The 17,908-nt window shown below is 48.1% G+C and carries 17 protein-coding genes; 16 read left to right on the top strand and 1 reads right to left on the bottom strand.

Annotation, left to right across the window (positions count from 1 at the left end):
* The first annotated feature begins 8 nt into the window (after nucleotides 1-8).
* The 10 genes from speA to E0E47_RS13120 all read left to right on the top strand — a co-directional run bounded on the left by speA (nucleotide 9) and on the right by E0E47_RS13120 (nucleotide 8,683).
* A complete protein-coding gene (speA, locus tag E0E47_RS13165; RefSeq protein WP_130893933.1) occupies nucleotides 9-1,901 on the top strand; it encodes a biosynthetic arginine decarboxylase in 1,893 nt (630 codons plus the stop codon).
* A gap of 2 nt (nucleotides 1,902-1,903) precedes the next feature.
* Nucleotides 1,904-2,677 carry an acetylglutamate kinase gene (gene argB, locus E0E47_RS13160; RefSeq protein ID WP_040602826.1) on the top strand — a complete coding sequence of 258 codons (774 nt, stop codon included), beginning with the start codon at nucleotides 1,904-1,906 and terminating at the stop codon, nucleotides 2,675-2,677.
* An 81-nt stretch (nucleotides 2,678-2,758) separates the two neighbouring features.
* Nucleotides 2,759-3,268 carry an RNA polymerase sigma factor gene (locus E0E47_RS13155; RefSeq protein ID WP_008627220.1) on the top strand — a complete coding sequence of 170 codons (510 nt, stop codon included), beginning with the start codon at nucleotides 2,759-2,761 and terminating at the stop codon, nucleotides 3,266-3,268.
* Complete coding sequence (locus tag E0E47_RS13150; RefSeq protein ID WP_008627218.1) at nucleotides 3,258-3,773, top strand: hypothetical protein; 516 nt, start codon at nucleotides 3,258-3,260, stop codon at nucleotides 3,771-3,773. The genes E0E47_RS13155 and E0E47_RS13150 overlap by 11 nt, the downstream gene beginning before the upstream one ends.
* A gap of 1 nt (nucleotide 3,774) precedes the next feature.
* Nucleotides 3,775-4,272 (top strand): DUF4252 domain-containing protein, encoded by a 498-nt coding sequence (locus tag E0E47_RS13145; protein WP_008627216.1) that lies wholly within the window; start codon nucleotides 3,775-3,777, stop codon nucleotides 4,270-4,272.
* A gap of 235 nt (nucleotides 4,273-4,507) precedes the next feature.
* Entirely contained in the window at nucleotides 4,508-5,542 is a 1,035-nt protein-coding gene (locus E0E47_RS13140; protein ID WP_008627214.1) for a glycoside hydrolase family 43 protein, read from the top strand.
* A gap of 110 nt (nucleotides 5,543-5,652) precedes the next feature.
* Nucleotides 5,653-6,150, top strand: a complete 498-nt coding sequence (locus E0E47_RS13135; RefSeq protein ID WP_040602825.1) for a M48 family metallopeptidase — start codon at nucleotides 5,653-5,655, stop codon at nucleotides 6,148-6,150.
* Between the two features lie 147 nt (nucleotides 6,151-6,297).
* A complete protein-coding gene (locus tag E0E47_RS13130; protein ID WP_130893932.1) occupies nucleotides 6,298-6,789 on the top strand; it encodes a GNAT family N-acetyltransferase in 492 nt (163 codons plus the stop codon).
* A 237-nt stretch (nucleotides 6,790-7,026) separates the two neighbouring features.
* Entirely contained in the window at nucleotides 7,027-7,968 is a 942-nt protein-coding gene (locus E0E47_RS13125) for a CDP-alcohol phosphatidyltransferase family protein (protein ID WP_008627205.1), read from the top strand.
* Nucleotides 7,961-8,683 (top strand): IspD/TarI family cytidylyltransferase, encoded by a 723-nt coding sequence (locus E0E47_RS13120; RefSeq protein ID WP_130893931.1) that lies wholly within the window; start codon nucleotides 7,961-7,963, stop codon nucleotides 8,681-8,683. The genes E0E47_RS13125 and E0E47_RS13120 overlap by 8 nt, the downstream gene beginning before the upstream one ends.
* Before the next feature lie 19 nt (nucleotides 8,684-8,702).
* On the opposite strand, the gene E0E47_RS13115 is transcribed toward E0E47_RS13120, so the two are convergent.
* A complete protein-coding gene (locus tag E0E47_RS13115) occupies nucleotides 8,703-9,824 on the bottom strand; it encodes a nucleotidyltransferase domain-containing protein (RefSeq protein ID WP_008627202.1) in 1,122 nt (373 codons plus the stop codon).
* Between the two features lie 409 nt (nucleotides 9,825-10,233).
* On the opposite strand from E0E47_RS13115, the gene E0E47_RS13110 reads away from it, so the two are divergent.
* The 6 genes from E0E47_RS13110 (at nucleotide 10,234) to E0E47_RS13085 (ending at nucleotide 17,893) form a co-directional block, all read left to right on the top strand.
* On the top strand, nucleotides 10,234-11,001 hold the full coding sequence (locus E0E47_RS13110) for an META domain-containing protein (protein ID WP_232038440.1): 768 nt from the start codon (nucleotides 10,234-10,236) through the stop codon (nucleotides 10,999-11,001).
* Nucleotides 11,002-11,079: 78 nt separating this feature from the next.
* Complete coding sequence (locus E0E47_RS13105; protein WP_130893929.1) at nucleotides 11,080-13,002, top strand: TlpA family protein disulfide reductase; 1,923 nt, start codon at nucleotides 11,080-11,082, stop codon at nucleotides 13,000-13,002.
* Nucleotides 13,003-13,026: 24 nt separating this feature from the next.
* The gene (locus E0E47_RS13100) at nucleotides 13,027-13,725 is read left to right on the top strand and encodes a DUF5041 domain-containing protein (protein WP_130893928.1); all 699 of its coding nucleotides are present in this window, start codon (nucleotides 13,027-13,029) and stop codon (nucleotides 13,723-13,725) included.
* A gap of 82 nt (nucleotides 13,726-13,807) precedes the next feature.
* Nucleotides 13,808-15,133 (top strand): TolC family protein, encoded by a 1,326-nt coding sequence (locus E0E47_RS13095; RefSeq protein ID WP_130893927.1) that lies wholly within the window; start codon nucleotides 13,808-13,810, stop codon nucleotides 15,131-15,133.
* A 23-nt stretch (nucleotides 15,134-15,156) separates the two neighbouring features.
* Nucleotides 15,157-16,248: an HlyD family secretion protein gene (locus E0E47_RS13090; RefSeq protein ID WP_008627193.1), complete on the top strand. Its 1,092-nt coding sequence runs from the start codon at nucleotides 15,157-15,159 to the stop codon at nucleotides 16,246-16,248.
* 4 nt (nucleotides 16,249-16,252) lie between these two features.
* Nucleotides 16,253-17,893: an MFS transporter gene (locus E0E47_RS13085; RefSeq protein WP_130893926.1), complete on the top strand. Its 1,641-nt coding sequence runs from the start codon at nucleotides 16,253-16,255 to the stop codon at nucleotides 17,891-17,893.
* The last annotated feature ends 15 nt before the right edge of the window (nucleotides 17,894-17,908 follow it).

Raw genomic sequence — 17,908 nt, 5'->3', positions numbered from 1 at the left:
AGAACGTAATGAGAAAATGGCGTATTGAAGACTCCGAAGAATTGTACAACATCAACGGATGGGGAGTCAACTATTTTGGAATCAACGAAAAAGGACACGTTTACGTAACCCCGAGAAAGGATAGCGTGAAAGTCGATTTGAGGGAACTGATGGATGAATTGGCCATCCGGGACATGTCGGCGCCTGTATTGGTCCGTTTTCCCGACATCCTGGACAACCGTATCGAGAAAACCAGCAACTGCTTTGAGAAGGCAGCCAAGGAATATGACTACAAAGGAGAGAATTTCATCATTTATCCCATTAAGGTCAACCAAATACGTCCCGTGGTAGAAGAGGTCATCAGCCATGGCAAGAAATTCAACTTGGGCCTGGAAGCCGGTTCCAAACCGGAACTGCATGCAGTCATTGCCGTCAATACCGACTCAGCCTCTCCCATCATCTGCAACGGTTACAAGGACCATAATTACATAGAACTGGCCCTATTGGCCCAAAAGATGGGCAAACGCATCTTCTTAGTGGTAGAGAAACTCAACGAGCTGAACACAATCTACGAGGTTGCCCAGAAACTCAACGTAAGGCCCAATATCGGCATCCGTATCAAATTGGCTTCGTCTGGCAGCGGGAAATGGGAAGAAAGTGGCGGCGACGCCAGCAAGTTCGGCCTGACATCCAGTGAACTGTTGGAAGCGCTCGACATGTTGGAAGCCAAAGGCATGAAAGACTGCCTGAAGCTTATCCATTTCCACATCGGTAGCCAGATTACCAAGATACGCCGCATACAGACCGCCCTGCGCGAAGCTTCGCAATTTTACATCCAACTCCATCATTTGGGTTATGATGTGGAGTTCGTGGATTGCGGCGGCGGACTGGGAGTAGACTACGACGGTACACGCTCCAGCAATAGCGAAAGTTCTGTGAACTACTCCATCCAGGAATATGTGAACGACTGTATCTATACTTTCGTCGATGCGGCCAATAAAAACAACCTTCCGCATCCGAACCTGATTACGGAAAGCGGACGGTCGCTGTCTGCCCACCATTCGGTGCTCATCATGCAAGTACTGGAAACCGCTTCCCTTCCCCGTATGGACGAGAATTTCGAGCCTTCGCCGGAAGCTCACCAACTGGTAAAGGACATGTATGAGATTTGGGACAACCTGAACCCACGCACCCTTCTGGAAAACTGGCACGACGCCCAGCAAATCAGGGAAGAATCACTGGACCTGTTCAGCCACGGCATCGTAGACCTACGGACACGTGCCGACATCGAAAGCATGTATTGGAGCGTCACACGTGAAGTCAACCTGTTGGCGCAGACACAGAAACATATACCGGAAGAACTAATGTCGCTCGACAAGCTGTTGGCAGACAAGTATTTCTGCAATTTCTCGCTGTTCCAAAGCCTGCCGGACACATGGGCCATAGACCAACTCTTCCCCATCATGCCGATACAACGGTTGGACGAACGCCCGAACACGCATGCCACGATACAGGACATCACCTGCGATTCGGACGGGAAAATCGCCAATTTCGTGACCAACAGCCATATTTCCCACAGCCTGCCGGTGCATACGTTGAAGAAAGGCGAGAACTATTACCTCGCCGTGTTCCTGGTCGGTGCCTACCAAGAAATATTGGGCGACATGCACAACTTGTTCGGCGACACCAACGCCGTGCATGTTTCCGTGACGGACAAAGGATATGCCATCGACCAAATCATCGACGGTGAAACCGTGGCCGAGGTGTTGGAATACGTCCAATATGAACCGAAGAAACTGGTCCGCCGCCTTGAAGTATGGGTTTCCAAATCCATCCAAAGCGGAAAGATTTCGCTCGAAGAGGGTAAAGAGTTCCTGAACAACTACCGCTCGGGACTTTATGGTTATACTTATTTGGAATGAACATGAAAGAGAAACTCACCATCATCAAAGTGGGCGGCAAAATCGTAGAGGAAGAAGACTCGCTCCGCCAACTGTTGGCAGCTTTCACGGCCGTTGAAGGCAATAAGATTTTAGTACATGGCGGAGGACGTTCTGCCACCAAAGTCGCAGCCCAATTAGGAATAGAAAGCCAAATGATCAACGGTCGCCGCGTCACGGACGCAGACATGCTGAACGTAGTCACCATGGTGTATGGCGGACTGGTCAACAAAAACATCGTGGTACGCCTTCAGGCGCAAGGTGTCAACGCCTTAGGCTTGACCGGTGCCGACATGGATGTGATACGTTCCCACAAACGTCCGGTGAAGGATGTGGACTACGGTTTCGTAGGAGATGTAGACGCAGTTAACGGTACGCTTCTGGCCGACCTGGTCCGTAAAGGCATCGTGCCCGTCATGGCTCCCTTGACGCACGACGGGCAGGGACATATCCTGAATACCAATGCCGACACCATTGCCGGGGAAACCGCCAAAGCCATGGCCGATGCGTTCGATGTCACCCTGATGTACTGTTTTGAAAAGAAAGGCGTATTGAGAGACGCAGAAGACGATGACAGCCTCATCCCTCATATCAACGAAAGCGAATTTAAACGTTATGTGGAGGAAGGCATCATACAAGGCGGAATGATTCCGAAATTGGAAAACTCATTTGAAGCCATCCATGCCGGAGTAAGCAAAGTCATTATCACTTTAGCCACAGCTATCGACGGCGTATCCGGCACAGTTATAGAGAGATAGGACAAGACGAAAAAAATATTTCAAAAAAAATGGCGGGTGAGTGTAACTTTTCAGGCACTCGCCCGTCATTATTACAGAGAGATGAAAGAAATCAGTTTTCGGAACGATATATTGCCCCTGAAAGACAAACTCTATCGGTTGGCTCTTCGTATCACATTCGACACGGCAGAAGCGGAAGACATCGTTCAAGAAACACTGATAAGGGTGTGGGACAAACGCAACGAATGGTCGCAACTGAACTCTATCGAAGCTTATTGCCTGACCATTTGCAGGCACCTTTCCTTGGACAGAAGCGAAAAAAAAGAAGCGCAGCATATCGTCTTGGACGAAAGCCTGCATAGCCGCCCCGATACTTCCACTCCATACGACAGCCTGACGGCTCGTGAAGGGCTCGGACTTCTCCAAAAACTGTTGAAGGAATTGCCGCAAGCCCAACAGGACATCGTCCAACTGAGAGAAATAGAAGGCAAAAGCTATAAAGAGATTGCAGCGATTCTGAATCTGAGCGAAGAACAGGTGAAAGTCTATCTGTTCCGTGCCAGACAACGAATCAAGCAAAAGTACACAGAAATACAAGGATATGGACTATAAGTACATAGAACAACTTCTGGAACGCTATTGGCGATGCGAAACCTCATTGGAAGAAGAAGCCATACTGAAAACCTTCTTCAACCAAACCCATATACCAAGCCACCTCATGCCTTACAAGCCACTCTTTGTAAGCGAAAAGATGTGGCAGGAAATAAAATTGGGTGAGAATTTTGACGCAAGAATCATGGCGCACATAGAGAAGGACGAACCGGTGAAAGCACGTAGAATCACGTGGGTACGCCGGATGATGCCCCTCTACAAAGCCGCTGCATCCGTAGCCATCATCCTCACGTTAGGCAATGCTGCACAAAGTTCTTTCCACCGTGAAGCCGCCGTGGAGAATGACTATAACTATGAGAATTACCAGGATTCATACAATGATCCGGAAATGGCTTACAATCAGATATCCGATGCCTTACAAATGGTGTCGCAAAGCCTGAGCGAAGCATCCAAACAGGATTCTCTCCTGCAAATGCAGCCTAAAGAGGCACAAAAAGAACAATAAAATGAAACGCGTTCTTTGCTTATTGTTAATAGCATGTTCAATCCACACGTGGGGGCAGGATTTTGCGTCTAAGTTCATGGAACAATGTTCCAAGGAAAACGGTGAAATACAATGCCAGACTGTCAGTCCGAAAATGATGGAGAAACTCGTGGACACCATGACGGCCCCGAATGGAGACAGAGATGAAGAGGTTCCGGGATATCTCCTTTCCAAACTGAAAAGTGCCCGAATCATCACGGCAACAAAACAAAGTGAGAAGTTTTTCCGAAAAGCCGAACATCTCATAGAAAAGAACAAAAACAGATTTACCCCGTGGGTAGAGAACCAACCCGGACAAAACAATAAAATCTTTGTCCGTAAACACGATGAAGTGATACGGGAACTGGTAGTGCTGAACCTGAATCCGGATGAGAAAACACTGACCATCGTCAATCTTACAGGAGATATGGACGATCGGTTCATGAAAATGCTTTCATCGGGGACACTCAAACAAGATTAATGGAACATTTTATGCTTTTTCTATATAAACAAGTTAGTGCTTAATAAAACGCAATGAAACTGTGAAGTTTCAATTCTCTCAAATTTTTTCATAACATACTAACGACGAAAAGGGCTGCCTGTGGAGGTGGCCCTTTTTCATTTTTACGGATTTTGCATGCCCAAACCTTGATTTTTACTCAAGATTATACTATCTTTGAAGCGAATTCTAATTTTATAAACCTGGCCATTATATTATGTTGAGAAGATTTGTAATTGCTGCAGTGGCCGTATGTGCATTGGGAACAGTACACATTCAGGCACAAAAAAACGAGTTCTTCCGTCCCAAAGAAGTTTGGAACGACACGGAAGGCAACCCCATCAACGCTCACGGAGGCGGTATCTTATACCATAGAGGTACATACTATTGGTACGGTGAATACAAGGTCGGCAAGACTGTCCTGCCCGCCGACGCGACTTGGGAACGCTATCGTACGGACGTAACCGGAGTAAGCTGCTACTCCAGTAAAGACTTACTGAATTGGAAATTCGAAGGAGTGGCCTTGAAAGCCATTACCGACGACCCTAACAGCGACATCCACCCGACGCAAGTACTCGAACGTCCCAAGGTAGTTTACAACAAAAAGACCAAAAAGTTTGTCATGTGGATGCACATAGACAGCCCGGATTACAGCAAGGCTGAAGCCGGTGTGGCCATCGCTGATTCACCGACAGGTCCGTTTAAATATCTGGACGGATTCCGTCCGAACGGTACGATGAGCCGTGACCAAACCGTATTCGTAGACGATGACGGAACTGCTTACCAGTTCTCTTCATCGGAAGAAAACCAAACCATGCACATCAACCGGTTGACCGACGATTACACCAAACCGGACGGAAAATACGTACGCCGCTTTGTCGGCATGGCAAGAGAAGCACCTGCCGTCTTCAAGCACGGAAATAAGTATTATATGCTTTCTAGCGGTTGCACCGGTTGGGATCCCAACAGTGCTGAATTAGCTGTAGCCGATTCCATCATGGGAGAGTGGACAGTTTTGGGAGACCCTTGTACGGGACCGGATGCCGAAAAGACATTCTACGGACAAAGCACTTTCGTCATCCCCGTGCAGGGCAAGAAAAATGCCTATATCGCGTGCTTCGACATGTGGAAAAAGAAAGATCTGCAAGACAGCCGTTACATTTGGTTGCCTATGATGATTGACAAGCAGACCAACAAAATTACGATTCCATGGCATGCTGAATGGAATCTGGATGTCTTCAAAAAGAAATAGGCAAAGTTACACATATTAAATGCCTGACTTCCCCGCCACGATTCTAACCGCAAGAAACGTTTGGCGGGGATTTTGGAACCGTGATATGCCTTCATGACAAACCCAACAAAATGATGATAGACGGTAATTTTAAGATAACTACCGACCAACTGACCCTCACATTTACAGAGGGACAGCGGCAGGACTTTTTCATCCGGCATACTCCCCACCGCGTGGAAATCATCTATCCTCCGCAAACGGATTTCGAACACTTGCAACCTTGGCTTTTCAAGGTCGTCACGGAGGCATTGCGCAAGCAAGCCAAGGCCATACTACTGCCACGGATTGAGGAATTGGCTTCCAGTCACGGATTCCATTACACCCGGCTCAGCATCAATTCGGCCCGTACACGTTGGGGAAGCTGCTCCAACAAAGGACATATCAACCTGTCGCTATATCTGATGATTCTCCCTCTTCGGTTATCCGATTACGTACTGCTCCACGAGCTTTGCCACACCCAAGAGATGAACCACGGCCCTCGCTTTTGGACCTTAATGGACAAAGTGACCCAACGGCAATCCGGCACGCTCAGAAACGAGTTGCGCCACTACCCGTCTCCTTTCCGATAGGATAACATCGAGACGGAAGAAAGCCTCTGCCTCTCCTTAACGTCCTCCAACACGCCATCCACCCTCCCAAAGTCTTTATAAAAACCGCCTTCATTTGACCAATCAATGGAAACCAATCCTTACCACCCGACCAACGAAAGAAAAACCATGCATATCCGACTTGTAAAATCCGACAAGAAACGTTTCCTATACCTATTGCTTCTGGCCGATGAACAAGAATCGATGATAGACCGCTATATAGAACGAGGCGACTTGTTCATCATGGAAGAAAGAGGCGAAGCAAAAGCCGTAGCCGTAGTCACTCGCGAAAAACAAGGAGTTTATGAACTTAAAAACCTTGCCGTAGCTCCCGCCTGCCAACGCAAAGGTTACGGACGGATGATGGTGGAGCACGTATGGCATTACTATGCAGACTGCCACACCCTGTTGGTCGGCACGGGCAACAGCCCGTTAACTCTACCATTTTACCGTAGTTGCGGATTTACCCATTCACACACCCTGCCCGATTTCTTCACCCGGCACTATGACCATCCCATCATAGAAGGAGGCATACTGCTGAAGGACATGATTTACCTGAAACGGGAAAGACAAAACCCCAATCGGGACAGTGCAGTCCCTACTTCAGATACGGAGCCATAAAAGACCATGGTGTTTCAAGAAAACCGACAAACCTCCCCAAATGCCTCTTCTCTATCCCCTTGCCTCATTTTGCGTTTTCCTCTCGCCTTTTACGTAAAATACCCACAAAAACAAAGGTTTCGTTCTTTTATTCCGGCCTTTTTCCCCTGACAGCTTGCAGATTCCGCTTTTTTTTACGAATATTGCAACACTTTTAGAAAGAAAGGGAAAACTAGAACTTTAGGAGGCTCACAAAATATGACATCATCCACACTGAAAGAACGTGTACAAGACACGCTGAAATCAGAAGACACGGAAGGGACGTTCGAACTTTACGTCACGCGCACTCCGGGTTATCTTTGGGCTTTGCTGTTCAAGAAACTACATATCCATCCCATCGCCGTCACGCTGCTCTCCATCGTCATCGGAGCATTGGCCGGTTACTTCTTCTGGTGGGACGACCTGTACATGAACCTCATCGGTATGTTTCTTCTGATATGGGCCAACTGGTACGACTGCGCCGACGGGCAACTGGCTCGCATGACGGGGCAGAAAACGCTAATCGGACGTATCTTGGACGGCTTTGCCGGCGACGTATGGTTCTTCTCCATTTATTTTTTCCTGTGCCTGCGCCTCACTGGCGAACCGGCTCCGTGGGGGCAACCATGGGGGATATGGATTTGGCTGATGGCCGCTTTCTCCGGTTTCCACTGCCATGCCAAACAATGTGCCGTGGCCGACTATTACCGCAACATCCACCTTTATTTCCTCAAAGGGGCATCGGGAAGCGAATTGGACAACTATGCCCAACAACGCGCCCTGATGCGATCGTTACCCTGGAACCGCAAGGAATGGTTTCACAAGATATACCTCTATTTTTATGGAAACTACACGCGGGGACAAGAGCGGCAAACGCCCAAATTCCAAAAGTTCTATGCCCTCGTCCAGCAACGTTATCCGGACGAGGTACCGCAAACGTTGAAAGAACGATTCCGTACAGCGAGCCTTCCTTTGATGAAATACACGAACATCCTGACTTTCGATACACGGGTTATCGTACTGTTCGTATCGCTGTTTATCGACATGCCCTGGCTCTTCTTCGTTTTCGAGATTATCGTACTCGAAGCCTTGCGTTACTACACCCGCCATGTACATGAAACTTTTTGTGACCGGTTCACAAAGGAGATAGAAAATGGATAAGCCACTCAACGTCGTATTACTGTTAGCCGGAGGACATGGCTTCCGCATGCACACCGACCGCCCCAAACAATTCATAGAGATTGCAGGTGAGCCGGTCATCTCCTACACCCTGCAAGCGTTCCAACGCCATCACGAAATCGACCGTATTTATGTGGTCTGCAATCCGGAATGGAACGATTTTGTAAAAACGACGGCTCGAAACGGCAGAATAAGCAAGCTGCATACGCTGTTCCCGGCCGGAGACACTAGCATCGACTCCCTGAGAAACGGTATCGCAGGCCTATATGCAGAACTGGGGGAACAGAACCCTACCGTCCTGACCCACGAAGCCGTACGCCCTTTGGTATCTGACGAAATCATCAGCCTCAACCTGGACACTTTCCGCACGCATGGAAATGCCGTCACTGCCGTCCGTAGCCAAGAGGCTTACATGGTAAGCCCCGACAGTATTTCTTCGGAAAGGTGCATTCCACGTGAGCTTCTGCACCGCGCACAGACCCCGATAACCTTCAGCCTGAACGACCTGACAGAAGCCTTCCGCAGGGCAAGCCAAATCCGAATCAGCCGCAGCCAATCCCTGTATACCCTGATTACGGAAGTTTTCCCTCTAAAAAAACTCTACATCTCATCCGGCTCCGAACTCAACTTCAAGCTTACGTTGCCCGAAGACATCGAAACCTTGAAGGCTCTTCTGACTTATCGGAAACAAAAGTGAACCGCAAGCCGTTGCCCGATTATTTCTTTGCCGGAAAATAACCGTGACGCGACCGCCACACGTAATGCCATATTTTAAACAAAGGACTCCAAAGGACTTCACCGGGATAATCCGTCAGGAATCCCATGTTGCGCGACACCTTGCGACGGAAACGGCCGAAAGGTGTCTCATTTGCATCATGCCGGATGCGTTCATCATGTTGCCCGAAATTTCCGGCCTTCATGATTTCGGCCAACAGGCGCTGCCCCCGTCCGGGCGATGACGGCACCAACAGATGTTCTTCCTCTAGCCCGAAAACCGTTTGCAATACATACATCACCGCGCCGGCAAAACGTTTGAGATGCAAACGCTCCAAGCACCGCACGGCTTCCTCCCGCTCCGCTTCGGAACAGGGTTGCCTCAGCACAAAGTGGTAGTCCAATAATTGGCGCAAACCGATGCCTTCATCGAACAAATGACGGTAAACATGCACCAACAGGTACACACGGTTCATCGCCAAAGTGGGCACGGCCACCTCGCCCACCCGTTCGGGTAACTGCACCTTATGGAGCAATGACAACGTTTTCCATTCCTTAAAATAACGTTGTAGCCTGAGGTTCATCCCCCAACTGTTCATCCATGAAGGCGTAAAATGCAATTCAATCTCAGCCTCTTTCAATACGGGAAAGTCCACATGATGATAAACCACCTCCACGCCGGGGCAATACTTCCGGGCATAATCCACCACCATCTTGCGTCCGTCGTTCATCCACAGGTCGATGTCGCCGGGCGTGCGATGCAGCGGGCGGGGATAAAACAAGGAATTACCCTGTCCTTTCAGCAGGACAGTGCCCATTCCTTCTTTCAAAAACTTGTCATACACCATCACGAGCGTCCGGTTGAGCCTGCGGTTGCGTGTTTCTATTTGCTGCACCAGTCCGATCCAAGGCATCACGACATCCACCGGAGGCTTCTGGATGACGGATAAACGCTCCACGCCATCCAACACGATGGCAGCCACGGCTTGTTTGCAAGCCATGTCATACACTGCCGCCCATCCGTCCTTGTCTAAAGCCACGTCACGGTCGTGGCACGTCCCGATTCCTAAACGCAGAAGCTTGAAGAAGGCTTCGTCAGCCTGCATATATCTTGTTTTTCCCATCTTTATTTATCAGTATTTTTCACACCTTGTTTTCACAAACGCCTCTGCAAAGATAACATTTTTCCGATGCAAATCGGCATTCCAACGCAAAGTTATTTTAAATCACTCATTATGAACAAATTATACGACATCCAAAGACCTTAATTTCAAACTCAGCAGAACGGAAAATCAATCTAAGCCAAACAATTTTTCATTCTAAGCCAAACGATTTTTCAATCAAAGGAGATTGAAACGGGCCAATCAGCACAACGCTTTTACACAGAAAATTTCTCCGGCCCCTCACAATAGAAAACAATCGTTCCTGTAAATTAAAACAACTTAAAAAGATGAGGATACAAGGAAAAAGAGGTATATTTGCAATTTACAATACTAAATCAACTCAAAAATGAAAATGAAAAAATCAAGCGCAATGGGAATAGCCATTCTTACCATTATTTTAGCAAGTGGTTGCGGAAGCAGCAAGAACACCCTACAAACCAGTGCTTTGGAGGGCGAATGGAATATCATTACCGTAAATGGCAAAGAGGCTATAGCCGACAAAGAACCATATATAGGAATGGACATGAAAGAGAACCGGATATACGGCTGTGCCGGGTGCAACCGCATCATGGGGTCCATCCAAGTGGATAAAGACAAAGCCGGACGCTTGTCTTTCGGGCAAGTGGCTTCCACACGGATGCTTTGCAGCGACATGGCAACCGAACGTGCCGTATTGGAAGCTTTGGGCAATGTGACCGGTTATAAAGGTACGGAAAAAGAACTGACCCTGACAGACGGCAACGGCAACGCCCTGTTCACACTGAGCAAACGTCCCGCCGCCACTTTGGCTTCCTTGAACGGCAAATGGAATATCACGAAGGTCTACGACGAAGCGGTAGAAGATATCGAAAAAACGGAGAAAACACCGTTCCTTGAATTCAATGCCGACAAAAAGACATTGCACGGCAATGCCGGATGCAACATCGTAAACGGGGGCATCGAACAGGAAAAGGAAAAACCCGCTTCACTGAAGTTCGACAAGTTGCTTTCCACGATGATGGCCGGCCCGGGCATGACGGTAGAAGGCAAAGTGCTGGAAGCCATGAACAAAGTGAGAAGCTTTATCGTCAAAGACGAGCATACGGCTGCCCTGTTGGATGAAAACGGCGCGGAAGCGTTGACGTTGGTGAAACAATAAAGGCGCCTATACCTGAAAATATTAACCGGGGGATGCCTGATTATCCAAAAGGGCATCCCCTTTTTAAACATCAATATCATGAATCATTTCTTTATGCATGCTCCCAAGTGGAGAACCGGAGCGGGCGTACTGACTCTCTTGGCATGGCTCACGTCCTGTGGCCCGAACAACAAAGCGGTGGAATACCCTTTGATTGAAACGGCCAATACCAACGCACTTGACATTGCAAAGGTAGAACTGACGGACTCGGCTACCATCCTGCACACCGACGCGTATTACCGTCCCCACAACTGGATTCGCATTTCTTCGGAGTCGTACCTGCAAGCCGGAGGAAAACGGTATATGCTGACCGGTGCCGAAGGAATCACTCCGGATTCATTGTTTTGGATGCCCGAATCGGGCGAAGCTTCATTTACCCTCTGCTTCGAACCGCTCCCTTCCGGCACGACATCATTCGACTTTATCGAATCCGACTGCGAGGACTGTTTCAAGCTCTTCGGGATAGACCTGACGGGGAAAAAAACATTCGACATACCGGACGACGTACCCGAAAGCTTGCGGTTGGTCGACTGGGATGCGGAAGTGCCCGAACCGATTTTCAAAACGGGCACCACGACCGTCAACGTCCATTTCCTGCATTATCGTCCGGAATTAGGCAAAGAGGCCAACCTCTATGTCAACACCCTCTTCGGGACGCAACAGCCTTATACAGCCACCATCGACCCCGAAACCGGCAAGGCTTCGTTCAGTTTCCTGCAATGCGGTACGGCGAAAGCAGCCGTAGTCCTCAACAACAGTGCAGCAGGAAGCGCATGGCTGGCTCCAGGCGAAACGACTGAACTGTATGTGGACATGCGTGTATTGGGGTATTACCTTTCGCTCCGCCGTGAGGAAAAGAAAAAAACGACATATCCGGCTACTTTCCAACGACTCTATTCCTCGGGCACGTATGCCAACCTGAATAACATCGACAACCAATTAGACAACAGTCCTTATTATGGCATGAACTTGCTTACTGGAGAATTTGCAGACTACCGCATGACCTCGGCCGAATATGCCGCCCATGTCGTGGACACCTACAAGGCTCTCGAAGACAGCATCGCCCAAAGCAACCTTTCTCCGCTCAAAAAGGAAATGAAACTGCTCGCTCTTCGACAGGATGCCTTCTCGGCCATGGCACAAGGCAATTACCTGCGCGAACATAACTACCGATACATAAACCATCAATGGGATTACAACTTCAAAGTGGAAGGTATCGAACCGCTGAAACCGGAGGATGCCAAGACCATCTGCCAACTGTTTGACATCAACGATTCCAAACTCTTGATGGGAATCTACCTTTCGGACTATGTGCGTGCCGCCAGTTCATCCTCTTTCGACTGGCCGCAACTGGCCGGTATCCCAAAAGGACTGGTAAAGGACTTGCGCCAAATCGCCGGTTACCCAGCCAAAGCGGAGAATGTCGCGCTCACCGATGCGGACTTTGCCCAAATGAAAGCCATGGACAACCCGTTCTACCTCGAAGCGTTCACCCTCATGCAAAAGAAGGCCAAAGACGAACTGGCCGCAGTGGAAGCCAAGTCGAAAGTGGAAACCACGCCCGACGTGCCCAAAGAACGGTTGTTCGACGCCCTCATCGCCCCTCACAAAGGCAAAGTGGTGCTCGTGGACTTCTGGAATACCTGGTGCGGCCCGTGCCGTGCAGCCATCCAAGCCAACGAACCGCTCAAATCCTCCAGTCTGAAAAGCGATGACCTCGTATGGATCTACATTGCCAACGAAACCTCTCCCATCGTGAAATACAAAACCATGATTCCGGACATCCAAGGCTTGCACTACCGCCTGAACCAGGAACAATGGGACTACCTGTGCGACAAATTCAAGATAGACGGCATCCCCTCCTACGTGTTGGTGGACAAGTCGGGGGCATACAAGCTGCGTAACGACTTCCGCGACCACAGTTTGATGATAAAGACGCTAATAGAAGAATTAGAAAAATAAAGGATATCACATAAAATTTAAAATATGAAAAGATTTTTATCTGTTGGATTGCTATGTATGTCTTTATTTACCACCATACAAGCTCAAACCACACATACAGTAAAGCACATGGAAACTCAATTGCAGGATGTACTCAATGTGCTCGAAGACATGGACATCCACATACACCGTTTCGATGTGAGCCAGTTCCTCGATGCCACATATCAAATGGAAATCTACGTGGATGAATATAAAAACCACCAAAAAACAGGCAGAACACACCACTTTGATTTGGGAAAGAATATCTGCTCTTTAGACGAAATACCGGAAGAACACAAGGAAGGTTTCCGGAAGGCCTACAAAATCCCTAACGGGGAAAAAGAGTGGGACAACATCAAGGAGATTTCCATTTATATACGACAAGATGAAAAGAACGATTCCACTGCAGAAATCCGCATATCTTGCCCCAACGTCGGCACGCAAGGTTTCAGATTCACCTTACATCCTGCCGACGGACGGGATTTCTACAGCTACCATACACGACCATTTGCCTTCCATGCCATACAAACAGCCGATGAAATGAAAATACCCCTCTTGCTATATGGCTCGGCATGGGCTGAACCGGGCACGACCTTCTTCCGTTTCTGCGGTGAAAACGAAATAGACCCGGAAATGAAAGCCGAAATACTTCGCCATATCCCACACTATTATATAATAGGTATAAGGCTGAACAAGAAAAGGTAAATATGAACATAAAAGACCTATTTATGAATACCCCTGTTTATCCATAAGCCGCTAACTTTGCGACAAACATAGGGGAAACATCATGAAAAGGCTATTGTTCATATTTTCTATATTTTGCCTGCCTATTGCCAAAGGGAACTCACAAGAGACCCTGACATTAGAACGTTGCCTGCAATGGGGCATCGAAAACAACTTGTCCTTACAAAACAGACGGAACGAAATCCGGAAAAGCCAGTACGGCATCTCTGAAAACCGGGCTAAACTCTTGCCGCAAATCAACGGATTCGCAAATTTCAACGACAACCCGCGACCTCCGGTTTCCGTAACGGACGGCTCATCGTACGGTGTACCCTATAACGTGACCCACACCCTGCAATACAGTGCCAATGCGGGCGTACAATTACAAATGCCCCTCTACAACCAAACGGTCTATACAGCCGTATCCATCGCTAAAACCATGGATGAGATCAGCCGCTTATCATACGGAAAAGCACGCGAAGACCTCATCATGCAAATCTGCAAAATATATTATCTGGGACAAACCACAACGGAACAGATTTCACTCATCAAGGCCAATATCGCACGATTGGAAGAACTGAGAGACATCACACAAGCCTTTTACGACAATGACATGGCATTGGACGTAGATGTCAAACGCGTCAATATCAACTTAGAGAACCTTCAAGTGCAATATGACAACGCACAAGCCATGTTAATCCAACAGCTCAACATGCTGAAATACATTCTCGACTATCCGGAAGAAAAAGAAATTGCATTAGTCCCGGCCAACACCGAAACGATTTCACAAGACTCGTTCAACGGCCTGTCTGAAGACTTATACGAACTCCGAATGCTACAATCCCAAGAACGCCTGGCAGAGCAACAGAAAAAAATAATCAACCACGGCTATATACCTTCACTTAGCCTGAGCGGAAGCTGGATGTATTCAGCATATACAGACAAAGGCTACCATTGGTTTCACTCTGGCCCGTCCAACCACTGGTACGATGCCCTGAGCCTGGGGCTCTCATTACGTGTGCCCATTTTTGACGGTTTGGACAAACGTTACAAGAAACGTAAAGCCCTCTTGGATATTGAAAACATCAAACTTACCCAAGAAGACACACGGAAAAACTTGCAAACCCAGTACCTGAACGCCACCAGTGACCTGCTGAACAATCAACGTAATTTCAAAAAACAAAGAGACAACTACTTGTTGGCCGAAGATGTTTACGAAGTCACCTCCGACCGCTATCGGGAAGGCATCGCTTCCATGACAGAAGTCCTACAAGACGAGATGCGGATGAGCGAAGCACAAAACAACTATATCAGCGCGCATTACAACTACCGGATTACCCGGCTCACGCTCATGAAACTGAGCGGACAATTGGACTCCTTAGTTAAATAAAAAACATAAACCCTATTGTAAAAATGGAAGCAACAGATACGAACAAGACAACTGGGACTCATCAGGAAAAAGCCCAAAAACTAAGAAAAGTGAGACGTTGGCAGATTGCCGTCAGCCTGTTGGGTATTGCCGTCATGGTTTGGGGGGTCATCGAAGTCATTTTCCTCTTCATCGGATACAAACACACGGAAACCAGCAACGACGCACAAATCGAACAATATATATCCCCCGTAAACCTACGCGCATCGGGATATATCAAAAGAATCTATTTCACCGAACACCAAGACGTACACAAAGGCGATACGCTATTGGTTTTGGACGACCGTGAATATAAAATCAGAGTAATGGAAGCCGAAGCCGCACTAAAAGACGCCTTAGCCGGACAAACCATCATCGGAGCAAGCTTACAGACCACCCAAAACACCGCTTCCGTATATGACGCATCCATTTCGGAAATAGAAATCCGTCTGGCCAAATTGGAAAAAGACCGCCAACGCTATGAAAATTTGGTAAAACGTAATGCCGCCACCCCCATCCAATTGGAACAGATTGAGACCGAATATGAGGCTACCCGCAAAAAATTGGAAGCTACCAAACGCCAACGCATGGCCGCCCTCTCCGGCGTGAACGAAGTATCGCACCGCCGCCAAAGCGCAGAAGCGGCGATACAACGAGCCACAGCCGCATTAGAAATGGCCAAATTGAACCTTTCCTATACCGTAGTCGTAGCCCCGTGTGACGGGAAATTGGGACGTAGGGCCTTGGAAGAAGGGCAATATATCAGTGCCGGACAGACAATTACCTATATCTTGCCTGATACGCAAAAATGGGTCGTCGCCAACTACAAAGAAACGCAAATAGAAAACCTCTCGGTCGGACAAGAAGTTTCCATCACGGTAGATGCAGTGAGCCAAAAGACTTTCAGCGGTAAAATCACCGCCATATCCGGTGCCACCGGCTCCAAGTATTCTTTGGTTCCGACGGACAACTCAGCCGGCAACTTCGTGAAAATACAACAAAGGATTCCGGTCCGGATAGACTTCACCAACTTATCGAAAGAAGACAACGAAAAACTGGCGGCCGGCATGATGGTCATCGTAAAAGCTAAATTCTGAGCCTATGCCTTCTTATCCGAAAAATTATCCGTTCTATAATTGGGTACCCAAACCTCTCGGTATCCTCATTTTGGTATTATTGTTCCTACCCATTCTCACGGCAGGAGGAGTATACTCTGTCAACAGTACCGAAATGATGAGCGGATTAGGCATTATCTCCGAACACATCCAATTCACCAACTTTGCCACCTCTATCGGCATGGCTGCCTTTGCACCTTTCCTTTACCGCCTGGTCCTCATCCGACGTGAGAAAATGATGTGCCTCGCCGGCTTCTCGCTCATGTATATCTTCAGTTTCATCTGCGCCAAGACCGACAGTGTATTTTTATTAGCCTTGTGCAGCCTGCTCATGGGATTCCTACGCATGGTACTTATGATGGTTAACCTATTCACACTGATTCTTTACGCAGGAGGCATTGAAGCTTATCTCAAAATCACCCCGGGCATGGAACCCGAAACAGCAAACGGTTGGGACAAACTTGACATTGAACGTAGTGCCGCCCAACCTGCAATCTATTTGTTCTTCATGATTTTGGGACAGATTGGCACCTCTATCACTGCTTGGATGGCTTTTGAATACGAATGGCAATATGTCTACTACTTCATGATGGGTATGCTGTTGCTTAGCATCTTGGTGATTTTCATCACCATGCCCTATCACAAGTTCCAAAGCCACCGCTTCCCCATCAACATGAGACAGTTCGGCAATGCAACTGTACTCTGCACCATGCTGCTGTGCTTCACCTACATCATGACCTACGGGAAAGTCTTGGATTGGTATGACGACCCGACCATCCGTTGGGCCACAGTGGGGGGAGTAATATCAGCCGGACTATTCATATATTTGGAAAGCATGCACCGCAATCCCTATTATATCTTGGGAGTATTGCGCCTGCGCACCATCCGTATGGGCATCCTTTTCTATTTTCTGCTCATGTTCCTTAACTCCAGTGCCATGTTTGTCAACGTATTCACCGGCATCGGCATGAAATTGGACAATTGGCAAAACGCCACGTTAGGCAACTGGTGCATGGCGGGTTACGCCATCGGCGGCCTGCTCACCATCGGGCTGAGCGTAAAAGGCGTGCACTTCAAATACCTGTTTGCCGGAGGTTTCCTCTTACTCGGACTTTCAGCCATGTTCATGTATTTCGAGGTTCAAAGCGCCGGACTATACGAACGGATGAAATACCCCGTCATCATACGCTCCACTGGAATGATGATGCTATACTCCCTCATCCCAACGTATGCCACCCAACGTATGCCCTACAAATACTTGTCCACGTGGATTTGCACAATGCTCACCGTACGGATGGTGTTAGCACCTAGCATAGGGGGAGCTGTCTACAGCAATTTGCTACAAGAACGGCAACAACATTACATTACACGTTACGCTCAAAACGTAGACATGCTAAATCCAGATGCCTCTACCTCGTTCAACGGCACACTTCAGGGAATGTACTACCAAGGGAAAAGCAAAGCGGAAGCTATCAATATGGCGGCAACTTCCACCAAAGGCCGCATTCAGGTACAAGCCACACTTTCGGCCGTCAAAGAAATGGCGGGGTGGACACTCTATGCTTGCCTTTTCTGCACAATTTTCACCTTAATCATACCGTATCCCAAACGAAAATTGCTAACTTAGCGAAAAGTTTAGCAA

This window comes from Paraprevotella xylaniphila YIT 11841, assembly GCF_900683745.1.
Classification (GTDB): domain Bacteria; phylum Bacteroidota; class Bacteroidia; order Bacteroidales; family Bacteroidaceae; genus Paraprevotella; species Paraprevotella xylaniphila.
This window is presented reverse-complemented; position numbering and strand designations above follow the sequence as displayed.

Coding starts and splice junctions, on each gene's coding strand:
- E0E47_RS13155 (WP_008627220.1), top strand. CDS start 2,759: ATGAAAGAAATCAGTTTTCGGAACGATATATTGCCCCTGAAAGACAAA.
- E0E47_RS13145 (WP_008627216.1), top strand. CDS start 3,775: ATGAAACGCGTTCTTTGCTTATTGTTAATAGCATGTTCAATCCACACG.
- E0E47_RS13115 (WP_008627202.1), bottom strand. CDS start 9,824: ATGGGAAAAACAAGATATATGCAGGCTGACGAAGCCTTCTTCAAGCTT.
- E0E47_RS13120 (WP_130893931.1), top strand. CDS start 7,961: ATGGATAAGCCACTCAACGTCGTATTACTGTTAGCCGGAGGACATGGC.
- E0E47_RS13140 (WP_008627214.1), top strand. CDS start 4,508: ATGTTGAGAAGATTTGTAATTGCTGCAGTGGCCGTATGTGCATTGGGA.
- E0E47_RS13085 (WP_130893926.1), top strand. CDS start 16,253: ATGCCTTCTTATCCGAAAAATTATCCGTTCTATAATTGGGTACCCAAA.
- E0E47_RS13150 (WP_008627218.1), top strand. CDS start 3,258: ATGGACTATAAGTACATAGAACAACTTCTGGAACGCTATTGGCGATGC.
- E0E47_RS13125 (WP_008627205.1), top strand. CDS start 7,027: ATGACATCATCCACACTGAAAGAACGTGTACAAGACACGCTGAAATCA.
- E0E47_RS13090 (WP_008627193.1), top strand. CDS start 15,157: ATGGAAGCAACAGATACGAACAAGACAACTGGGACTCATCAGGAAAAA.
- argB (WP_040602826.1), top strand. CDS start 1,904: ATGAAAGAGAAACTCACCATCATCAAAGTGGGCGGCAAAATCGTAGAG.
- E0E47_RS13095 (WP_130893927.1), top strand. CDS start 13,808: ATGAAAAGGCTATTGTTCATATTTTCTATATTTTGCCTGCCTATTGCC.
- E0E47_RS13135 (WP_040602825.1), top strand. CDS start 5,653: ATGATGATAGACGGTAATTTTAAGATAACTACCGACCAACTGACCCTC.
- speA (WP_130893933.1), top strand. CDS start 9: ATGAGAAAATGGCGTATTGAAGACTCCGAAGAATTGTACAACATCAAC.
- E0E47_RS13130 (WP_130893932.1), top strand. CDS start 6,298: ATGCATATCCGACTTGTAAAATCCGACAAGAAACGTTTCCTATACCTA.
- E0E47_RS13100 (WP_130893928.1), top strand. CDS start 13,027: ATGAAAAGATTTTTATCTGTTGGATTGCTATGTATGTCTTTATTTACC.
- E0E47_RS13110 (WP_232038440.1), top strand. CDS start 10,234: ATGGGAATAGCCATTCTTACCATTATTTTAGCAAGTGGTTGCGGAAGC.
- E0E47_RS13105 (WP_130893929.1), top strand. CDS start 11,080: ATGAATCATTTCTTTATGCATGCTCCCAAGTGGAGAACCGGAGCGGGC.